This window comes from Nonomuraea sp. NPDC004702 (assembly GCF_053601695.1).
In genome coordinates, this window is sequence record NZ_JBSGCE010000145.1 from 1 (window position 1) to 10050 (window position 10050).

A 10050-nucleotide genomic window follows, 5' to 3' on the forward strand; every position below is an offset into this window, starting at 1 on the left:
CGCGTCTGGTGCAGATTCGACACCTACACCACAGCGGAGGCCTCTCCATTGATCAAGCCCTGGCTGTCAACAACGCTCGTGGTCAATACAGCTAGAACGAGCCCGACTCCCAGAAGCGGGCCAACCGCGCCCACGCCAGGCTTCGCGGACCCGGCGAACGCGCGAACGCCCAGCTCAAAAGCTAGAAGATCCTGCGAGAGCTACGCTGCGGCCCTTCCAAGGCCGGCCACCTCTGCAAAGCCATCGCCGTCCTTCAGAACCACCGTGTCGCTCACGCCGCCAGAGGATGAAAAACGTTCAGTGCGAGATGCGTCCTTCGTTGATGGGTGGTCGGGTCAAGGGGGCGGATCTCGTTGGCGGAGATCGCGATGAGCGGGCCGGTGCGGGCGTTGGGGCGGGTTCGAGGCCGAGGGCGGCTCGGGTGAGGGCGCGCATGGTCAGAGTGATGTAGCGGTGCCAGGTGGGATAGAGCCGGACCTGGTTATGGTCGAAGGCGGCCTCGTTCTTGCCGGCCTGGAAGCACTCTTCGATCGTTCAGCGGGCTACAGCCACCTCGACCGGCCGTTGTAACGGCACTGGCCGCAGTGCCTGAAACAGGTAGAAGGCCTGTTTGATCGCTAGCTCGGGGCAGGCGTCGGGGATGCTTTCCGATACTCATCTGTCAGGATTCGATAGAATTTCTTTTCGCGTCGGTTGGCGTGCGCAGAGGCCATTGTCGCGCTTGCTTTTTGGTACCATTGGCGGCCGGCCGAACGTCGGAACAGTCTAGGGAAAATCTCGGACCTCAGAGAGTTTTCCGAGATGACTCTGCTTTCGTAGCCGGTCCGCAGATAATTAATGTAGTTCACCGTGAGGAGATGCTGTTGGTATGCTTCCTCGGACATCTCCTCCGGCAACCCTAGAACGGGGCGGGAGATGGCGGTGTTCTCGAGGCAGAATGTTATGATCTCTCGATGAGCTTGACGCACCGCTTGGATTCTGCCAGCCCTTGCCTGGCTGGCTTGGATGATTAGTGAGATGGTAACTCCGAGGAAGGCCGTCCCGAAAAGAATCGCGGACGCCGAGCTGTAGACATTTCCAATGCTTGCGAGTGGTGGCCGGTCGTGTGAGAGGAGATTGCCTAGCTCCTGAAGGAGAGTGGGGAGCAGGGAAACTGTGACGAGTAATCCTAGTGCGCTGATGGCGCTAAATATCACAATCAAGACTCGAATCATCAGCTGACTTCTCCTCTCGTCCCAAGCTCAGCGAAGGGTCAGCCCAGGGCCAAGCTTCGGTAATTTGATCTCGCGTTTGCGTTTGCGTTGGGTGCGCACGAGCCGGATGGCGGTGTGCGGCAGTGTTTTGGGCTCGGCCTGGGCCGCGTGGTGCCGGTCGGGCGGGGCGTTCGTACTCGGCGCAGCAGGGCGATGGTGATCATCGCAGCGACGCGTCAGCTGGTGTTGGCCTCCATGAATTCGCTGGGCGAGCGGCCGAGTCCGGTGGGTTTCCCGCAGCGGAGGGGATATTCGCCGCGAGCGTGGACGCGATGACGAGCTTCGAGCAAGTTGAGCCGGAGGCCAGCTGCTGTGCTGGGGGGCGATGACGAATAGGCTGTAGCGCCATCTAGCGGTCTACTCCAGCAGCGACAGCTGAACATCGGAACCCCTAGATCAGCTTGAGGCATTCCTCGCGCATAAATCTCTCGTGCAGCTGAATAACCGGATTTCCGCGGGCCACTATATAGGCCGCCTTTATGTTGATCTGACGCCAGGAGAAGCCTGGGCCGGAGTCGCGGGCGAAGTCCATCGCATCCTCGAGGCTTGCCCCATAAACGATACCCTCTACTTTGGCCCATATGGCGGCTGAAGCGCACATCGGGCATGGCTCCAGAGTTGTATAGAGGAAGCAGTTTGGCAGGTACCTGCCCTTGAGCTTGGCGCATGCACGCCGAAGGGCAAGTGTTTCGGCATGTGCGGTTGGATCTGGCTGTGAGTGCAGTTCGGTGAAGGCGGATCCGATCACGTCCATCGTATTGTTTATAACGACTGAGCCGATCCGATAATTTCCCGACGCTTCTGCTTGTGTGGCGACTTTTATCGCCTCGCTCATTGCCCGCTTGCTGGGGTGTGACTCGTACACGCGCGGTCACCCTCCCTTCTTCATGTCGCCGATCCTGCTCATGAGGGAGAGCGTGCGTCACGCCCCTCGAAAAGATCTGATGATACGTCATGTGCGCCTGAGGCGCACATGATCTGCTGATTCACGCATTTCTAGTTCGTGTGATCAATCGTTCTTGGCGCGTCTGGACAACTCATTGTATGAGAATGTCACGTCGATGGGAGCCCGTACACCGATATCCGAGCGCACAATCTAGTACCGCAGCCGCACTTATCGATCTTTGGGATGCCATCGCTGGTAGTGGCTTTGTCGGGTGCGTGTTTGGTGGCGTTGTCACCAGTGTGACCAGTGCGGGATGTGTCCTTCGTTAATGGGCGGCCGGTCAAGAGAGCGAAGAGGCGGCGGATCTCATAGGTGGAGATCGCGATGAGCGGGCCGGTGCTGGCCGCTGGGGCGGGTTCGGGGCCCAGGGCGGCACGGGTCAGTGCCGGGACCGGGGCGAGCGTGGCCGGGTGATGTAGTGGCACCAGGCGGGATAGAGCCGGACCAGGCAATGGTCGTAGGCGGCCTCGTTCTCGCCGGTTTTGGAAGCATGCCTCGATCGACCAGCGAGCTCCGTCCACCTGGACAAGGCGTTGTAACGAGCCTGGCCGGGGGCGAAACAGGTGGAAGGCCAAAGGCCGGCGCGATCGTTGAGCGAGTGGCGGATTAGCAGGTGATGGGTGGGGCTCTCGGTGGCTATCAGCGCCCAGGCATAGAGTCGTTCGCCTTTGGCGCCCGCTCCGTAGGACAGACGTTGCCATCCGCTCTCGCGCACCTTGTCGGCTAGAACGTCGGCGCGGACCTTTGGCCCCCGATGTGTGGACACCTTGACGACTCGGTGATGGAGATCCGGAGACAGGAGTTCCAGATGGCGACGAAGTCGAATCCGCGGCGGTGCGGGGCGGACGCCGCCACGTTGTGCCTTTCCGCTCCGTGACGAACGCCTATCTGTGTGGTGGAGAACTTGGGAATCAGCCGGGAGGCCCCTCGCGACCAGGTGCGTGAGACTCAGGCGGACGGCACTGCGGGCGCCAGGAAACGGAGCCGGCGCGAGCGGCCGGCGTGGGGCCCCGCTCTTGTCCGACGACGTGCTTGAAGTGGAGAACGAGGCCCGCCCGATCGGCGCCTCAATGGAGCAAGGACGTCGGACGCGGGCTCGCGATCATACAGAGGATTCATCTAGGAGATTGACAACTAGGGCGATGGCGAGCGTGTGGCGTACAGGTGAGGTGTAAGCATCGGAAGCTCGAGCGGAGGGCCTTCTTCCACCAGGGTCGAGCACGCCCGGATCGAGGCGATATGGAAGCTGGGAAAGCTCGGCAAGTCGGATCCGTGGATCCCGAAAGCGCACTATGTTCCGAAGGTGACCACGTACCGACTGGAAGCTGTAAGGCTCGCTGATGAGTTACGACTACCATGTGTCGTGACTTTGCGGGCTCTCGACGAGGACGAGATATGTGTCCTTCGCTTCGACCGGCAGAACGCAGCACCACTGGTGTTCCGCTCGCCCACAGACTTCGAAGACCCGCTGACGCGGCTGAGGCAGGAACTTGAGCGCCAGGGCCTGCTCTTGCTGTGCAACAGATTCCGCCGCAACGCGTTCGTTTCCTCAATGGCCCGCCAGATGAGCTCCGGCCTGTCCTGCTACCTGGTGACCCCCGGCCGTCCTGTCGACCCTGGCAGCCTCGTCGACTCCCTCGGTCCTGCCCCGAGAAAGGCCGTGGTCCTCGCCGAGGAGGGCGCCAGATACATCGATGATTGGATCGCGGGATTTGGGCGATGGCGATGACGACGACCATGGCCGTTGATGACGGCGCCGCGGGCCAGGCACGCGGCACGCGGAGCGGAAGACGAAGGCGGTTGGCCGCGTCTCGCGCCGATCAGGGGATCTGAGCCTTGTCAATGCCCTCAACCGGTGGAGGCGTTCCCACGCGACAGGTGCCCCGCGCCGGGCCGACAGCGCTCGCCGTGTCACCCCCCTTGTAGCGGAGGGCGACACTCGGGACTCTGACGTACTGCCACGTCAGGGCCAGGAGACGACGATATCCCCATGCCGTTTGTGTAGCAGACCGCCCGGTCGCGGCTCCCATCCGAGCGGGGTGGCGGCGTTGCGGGGTCGATAGCGGATGGTGGCCATGCCGCCGCGCCGGTAGTGCCTCGACCAGTGGACCAGCAGCTGGCGGTACTGCGCGGTGACGTACTCCGCGGATGGTCCCTGCGCGATGACACCGCAGGCGTGAGCGTCGCCGTCTGGCCGGCCTTGAGTGCGGTAGGCGAATGACCCATCGGTGCCGATGAGGACGGGGACTCCAGAGGCCGTCGAAGGGTCGAGGAGTCCATCACTGACGCGTTCTGGGCTGGCGTGCAGGAGAGCCATTCGCGGAGAATTGGTGAGCAGGAACAAGTCCAGCTCGCCGAGAGGATCGCAGAGGGCGCCAGGCCAGCTTATCGAGGCCGGCCCATCCAGCGCCTGGCGCAGCGCTCCCAGATCGAGGACCAGGTCGGCGTCATCGACCGTGAGGTAGACGCCTCGGTCGATCACAAGACGCTGGTGTGTGTGGGCGCCATCACCCCGCATAGGGACAAAACGGCACACGTGGTAACTGCGGCTGATCAAACCAGCACTGTCGCGGTCGAAAGCGACCGACCGGGTGACTCCCTTAAGCCGCAACGGCGCCACGATGCGGCCGCCGGGAGCCAGCTGCCGCAGCCAAGCGGGTGGGATGTCCGGCGTCTCCACGGTGGCGATGATCCGGTTGTAGGGGGCGTTAGAGGGCACTCCGTACTCGGCGTCGGCGCACACCACGTCAACGCGGCCATAACCAGTGCGCTTCAGATGTCCGCTGGCTCGCTCGACGATCTCGTGGTCGATGTCGGCCGATGTGACGTGCCCATTTGGGCCGACCAGCTCGCACAGCAGGGCAGCGAAAGGACCCATGGTGCCGATTTCCAGCACTCGATCTCCGAGCCGGACGTTGGCCTGGCCCAGCATGAAAGCCTGCCGGCGGGCGGCCGACACTGAGCTGATGGTGATGCCGCTGCTGTCATGTTTGATGGGAACCGCGGTGGTGATGTCGTATACCTGCTCCAAAGGGGCTTCCGGCGCGTAGGCGTGCCGCGGCACGGCCAGCATGGCCCGGGCCACCGCCTTCGACGTAATCGCGCCTTCGCGGAGCAACTGGTCCACCATGGCCACGCGGAGCTGGGTGGCGTCGTCGATCGCGTTGTCGACTGTAGTCATGTGGTCACCGTAGGCCTTGAGGTCAGGGATCGGATCGATATCGGCGAGAGGCGGACTGGGGGATGCGGCCCAAGGGTGAGGGTGGATGGGTGTGCCTACCCGGCTAGATGGCATGCGCGCTGACCACCCGCTGGTAGACATCGTCGATGACGCGGTTGAACCGGCGTTCCCGCCGCGAACCCGCGCCGCTCATCCGCAGGTCTCGCACCTGTTGCCAAAACACGCGGCCGGACGGACTTGAGAGCACGGTCCAGGCGATCCCACGCAGGTGGGCCTCGGTGATCGAGCGTTGTTCCCACATCAGCAGCCAGGTGTTGAAGACCATGTTCAGATATAGGTGAGCCCGCTGGCTCCGCTCGTCGTCATCGGCGAAGAAGTCGCCCCAGCACGCCAGATAGAGAGGGTCGTTCATCGCCATCTTCAGCAGGTCGTTGTGAAGCCGGCGTCGCTCCTGGCCTCTGGCGTCCTTGGTCTGCCAGGCGATCGATGACGCCACGCCGATCAGCGCCAGGGCGTGCAACAGGGCCGCGACCTGGCTGTAGGTCAGGCCGAGGGCGTTGAGCAGCGACCAGACGCCCGTGTCGGATGTGATCAACACGCGCGAGGATCTCCCGCGTGCGTACGCGGGGATCGCCCGCCGCCTTCACACCTGAGGCAGCGCGGGTACCACCATCGCGGCCGCTCCGGCGTGTGAGGCGCCCGCGGAGCCAGCGCGTCAACCATCGCTAACGGGGTGGACAGCACGATCCCCGCGAAGCCGCCACGCGCCGTCGTGGCGAGATGCCGGATGCCGGCGAGGCCAGTGATGGCCAGGGCCTTCAGGCCGATCGGAATTGGCGCGTGGGGCATCCCCGCGGTGTGGCCGATGTCGTGCGTGTGGTCCGGACAGTGCTCTGGCTCCCCGGCATGGGCGCGCGAACCGAGGGGGAGGACCGTAGCGCACCGAGGACACAGCCCACTGCCGCGGTGGAAGGTGACGAAGATGAGAAGACCACCTCGAGCGAGTACGGCGATCGCCCCGGTGATGACGGCGGGCCAGGGCGTCACTTCAGTCATCACCAGCAGCAGGACGACGCTCAGGAGCCACGACTAGACCACACTGGCGTCGTGGCGTAGGAGGAGCTACAGGGGCGGGCATGGTGGTCCTTGGCGGAAGAGCGGACGTCAGCGTAAGCAGAGGGCACCCCGTGCCGGCGGTGCGTCCGCGAGAGGGCGCTGGCCCCGCGGCACCGAGAGCTCCTCCGACCCCGCCCCCTCGCTCCGCGACGCCGCCGGCGGGGAAGGAACGCGCGAGCGTCGGCTGGCGGTGATGATGTCGATGAGCGCCTACCACGTCTCTCGGCGTGAGCGTCCGAGAGAAGCGCTGGACGCGCCGGAAGCCTTCACATCCTGGGGCGCGATGGGGGCGAGCCGGTGCGAGCCATCTGTCGCGCGGCCGAGAAGGACCACCGTCCAGGGCGGATGACGTGGCATCCGCGTATCGAACCGCTTTGGCTGGCACGGTGGCCAACGATGGCCGCGGAAGCGGAGGCTCCCTCGGGGGAGGCGCACTTGGCCTGCTGTTCGTCATCGCGCGTCTCTCCGCGTTCGGTGGAGTGGAACAGTTCGATACCGCGGCCGCCAACACCGTCGGTCTCCCGGCCGCCGCGGAGACAACGCCTGGTCGTGGAACGCGCGGTTATGCGGTAAAAATCATGAGCGTGTCCCGAAGCGCCCACAGGATCGATCCCGTCGCCGGATTGAGACGAAGAATCATAGGGCGATGCTGGTACACGTTGCCGTGAAAGCGATTCGCCCAGGCCGGTAGGTCTCGGGGCCTCCTATTTCACCCCGGCGCGCTGGCGATGAACAGGTGGCGCTTGGGGAAACCAGGGGAACAGCGCTTCAGATCTGTTCTTGGAGATCCGCATGGAAAAGCGTCCCGCCTTGGCCCAGCGGTTGCGAGATGAGCGGCTAGCGCGCGGCTGGATGCAGAAGGATCTGGCACGCCGTATCGCCGAGGTCGCCGCCGGCCTTGGCATCACGATGCCCGAGCGAGAGTCGCTCATCCGCTCGATGAAGAATTGGGAGGCGGGAACACGACGGCCCCGGCACCCATATCCGATACTGATCGCTCGAGCCCTCGGAATGGACGTGGCGGAGCTGTTCGGTGAGCCGCCAGCACCCCAGCGCGCCCCCGCCGACGTGCTGGCGGCCATCATGCCGGAAGACGATCCACCCACCTCCGGGGCTGGGCGAACCGGAGGGCGATTAGGGCTGGGAACCGTCGCGGACCTATCGGCCCGAGTTCACGGACTACGCCTGGCGGACGACGTGCTCGGCGGCAAAGACCTCATCGGTACGGCCTTTCGCGAACTGGACTCGGCCGTGAGGCTCTACCGTGAATGCGCCCACACGGACAGGGCCGGCCGCGAGCTGCTCGCGGTGATTGGGGAAGGCGCGCAAATCGCCGGCTGGATCGCCTCGGACGCGGGCCAACATGCTCAGGCGGCCCAGAGCTACAGGCTCGGAATCAGCGCAGCGCGTGAGGCGGGCGACCAGACGCTGGAGAGCAACTTGATCGGCTGCCTCGCCTACCAGACCGCCAACATCGGCGACACGAAGCGAGGTGTGGACCTGGCGATGGCCGCCGTCGACGCCGCCGGTCCACGATCTCCCGCTCGGGCCCGCGCTCTCGCCTGGGACCGCGCGGCATGGGCGCACGCCCGTCACGGTGACGCGAGAGCGGCCGTGCGAGCCCTAGGCCAAGCCGGCGAAGCGCTGGCCAGCGACCGCGAAGAGCGGAATCCGTCTTATCTGTACTGGGTAGATCAGAGCGAGCTCCAGATCATGGAGGCGCGCGTCTACACCGAACTACGCAGGCCCCTGCGGGCTGTGCCTCTGCTGGCGACGGTGCTCGCCCGATATGACGCCACACACGCCCGTGAACTGGCGCTCTACCTCTCCTGGCTGGCCGTGGCCCTCGCTGACGCCAACGAGCTAGAGGAGGCCGCCCGCACCGCCACGCGGATGCTCGACCTGTCATCCGGCCTGGCCAGCGACCGAACGGCGCAGCGCGCCCGAATCGTGCTCGGCCGCCTTCAAGCGTACGACAACGTGCCGGAGGTGCTGGACCTGCTGGCGCGAACCCGCTGACAGCCTGAGCGTCGAGACTGGTCACTCACCGACACCGCTCCGAAGCGGATCTGTAGCGGCGAGAAGCCGCTAGCGGCGACCGCGGCGCAAGCCGGCGAGGCCCGGGGCTACGGCACCCTTGACGACATGGCCCGCGCTGTCATCGACGGGCGAGGATGAGACGCTGCGAAGACCGCCTCCCCGCTGGCCAATTCGCATATGCGCAGCGCTACTCCTTGTGCTGATCGTCGTCGTGGTCGGATCGCTGCCATGGAGAACTGGTCCGGGGCAGACAGCAAGGCGCACCCCTGTTGACTTCGTCTCCGTCCCGCTCGCCGCCGTGGGCGTCTTCGGCACTGTGGTTAGGACATGGGCGGCGGCCTGGACATCGCCAGAGCACTCGACCGTCGCCGACGTGAATCCGCCGCTCGCGTTCTGGTGGAACGCGTCAAGTGAGGAATCCCGCTACCGGCGGGTGCCGTGAACCACGCCCCATGCCGATGCGCCGGCTGCGCACCACCAACCCGGCGCTGATGAGCCCGCTCCTCCTGGCCGCCCCGGAAGACCATCTTCGATGGCCGCGGCGACGACAACGCCGCCTTGCCCACCGGCTTCGTCGGCGCGGCCAGCCGGTCATCGCCGGCGTCGCCCGGGATTGGCAAGACGGCCCTGGCCGTTCGACTCCCACTACACCCGCTGGCCGCCCGCCCCGACGGCCACGACCCGCCCACCGGAGTCAAAGGCGAGCCGGTGCCGGTACTTCTACCAGCCAGCGGCTGGGATACCGACACCCACGACCCGCCGCAAAAGTGGCAAGCGGAACGCCTCCAACAGGACTCTCCCGCGCCGAAGGCCCTCGCTCGGCCCCGCCGCGGCCGCCGCTCTGGCGGACAGCGGCCGCGTTTCTCCCCGTCCTGAATGGGCTCGACGAAATCGGCGACGACCAGCGTGCGGGTCCTGACCGCTGTCAACAAGTCTTTAGCAGGGCACGGCCACATCATCATCAGCCGTACCGCCGAATTTTGAGCCGCCGTCGACCAGGCGGGCGGGCCGCTGGTGGGGGCCGAAGTCATCGCTCCCCGAGCGCTCAGCCGGCGAGACGCCGGCGACTACCTGAGTGACTGCCTGTCCGCTCCCCGCCTCCGGCTTGGAAGCAGGTATCGCGGGCACTTCGCGAGCACGCCGTTCCCGGCTTGGCCCAGCTGACTCTCACCTCCGCTGGGTCTACGGTTGATCCGCGCCGTCTCTCTCGACTCCCGCGTCGACCCCAGTCCGCTGATGGGTTCATGGGGCGACGACGCGGCCGCGCTATGTGCTCACCTGCTGGATCGCCTAATCCCTGCCGTCATCGCCGCCCAACGCCGATCCGGACGGGCTCCTTCGTCCCCGTCGAATCTGGGACCCGGGCGAGGCCCCCGGCTACTTGACCTACTGGCCCACGCCTTCCCTCCAGCCGCTAGCTGTATTGACCCGCAGGGTTGTTGACGCGGGTGATCGGTGGGTGGCCGCCGAGTGCGGTGTGGCATCGATGGTGGTTGTAGGTGTGGAGAAAGTCT

6 protein-coding genes and 2 pseudogenes are annotated in these 10050 nt (G+C 65.3%); 3 read left to right on the forward strand and 5 right to left on the reverse strand.

Annotated features, from left to right (window positions below):
- Window positions 1-95: 95 nt before the first annotated feature.
- Window positions 96-290: pseudogene (locus ACWEJ6_RS53485) on the forward strand (hypothetical protein); the annotation flags it as partial.
- A 7-nt stretch (window positions 291-297) separates the two neighbouring features.
- On the opposite strand, the pseudogene ACWEJ6_RS53490 reads toward ACWEJ6_RS53485, so the two are convergent.
- From ACWEJ6_RS53490 to ACWEJ6_RS53500, 3 genes and pseudogenes are all read right to left on the reverse strand, one after another.
- Window positions 298-606, reverse strand: a pseudogene (locus tag ACWEJ6_RS53490) (IS701 family transposase); the annotation flags it as partial.
- Window positions 607-617: 11 nt separating this feature from the next.
- Window positions 618-1214, reverse strand: a complete 597-nt coding sequence (locus tag ACWEJ6_RS53495; RefSeq protein ID WP_452433398.1) for a DUF6082 family protein — start codon at window positions 1212-1214, stop codon at window positions 618-620.
- A gap of 430 nt (window positions 1215-1644) precedes the next feature.
- The gene (locus ACWEJ6_RS53500) at window positions 1645-2118 is read right to left on the reverse strand and encodes a nucleoside deaminase (RefSeq protein ID WP_452433400.1); all 474 of its coding nucleotides are present in this window, start codon (window positions 2116-2118) and stop codon (window positions 1645-1647) included.
- 1384 nt (window positions 2119-3502) lie between these two features.
- Here ACWEJ6_RS53500 and ACWEJ6_RS53505 point away from each other — a divergent pair.
- Window positions 3503-3928, forward strand: a complete 426-nt coding sequence (locus tag ACWEJ6_RS53505) for a hypothetical protein (protein WP_452433401.1) — start codon at window positions 3503-3505, stop codon at window positions 3926-3928.
- A 234-nt stretch (window positions 3929-4162) separates the two neighbouring features.
- Here the strand turns inward: ACWEJ6_RS53505 and fxlM are convergent, their stop codons facing one another.
- Complete coding sequence (fxlM, locus tag ACWEJ6_RS53510; protein ID WP_452433402.1) at window positions 4163-5380, reverse strand: methyltransferase, FxLD system; 1218 nt, start codon at window positions 5378-5380, stop codon at window positions 4163-4165.
- Between the two features lie 103 nt (window positions 5381-5483).
- The gene (locus tag ACWEJ6_RS53515; RefSeq protein WP_452433404.1) at window positions 5484-5978 is read right to left on the reverse strand and encodes a DUF6082 family protein; all 495 of its coding nucleotides are present in this window, start codon (window positions 5976-5978) and stop codon (window positions 5484-5486) included.
- Window positions 5979-7276: 1298 nt separating this feature from the next.
- Here ACWEJ6_RS53515 and ACWEJ6_RS53520 point away from each other — a divergent pair.
- Window positions 7277-8515 (forward strand): transcriptional regulator, encoded by a 1239-nt coding sequence (locus tag ACWEJ6_RS53520; protein ID WP_452433405.1) that lies wholly within the window; start codon window positions 7277-7279, stop codon window positions 8513-8515.
- The last annotated feature ends 1535 nt before the right edge of the window (window positions 8516-10050 follow it).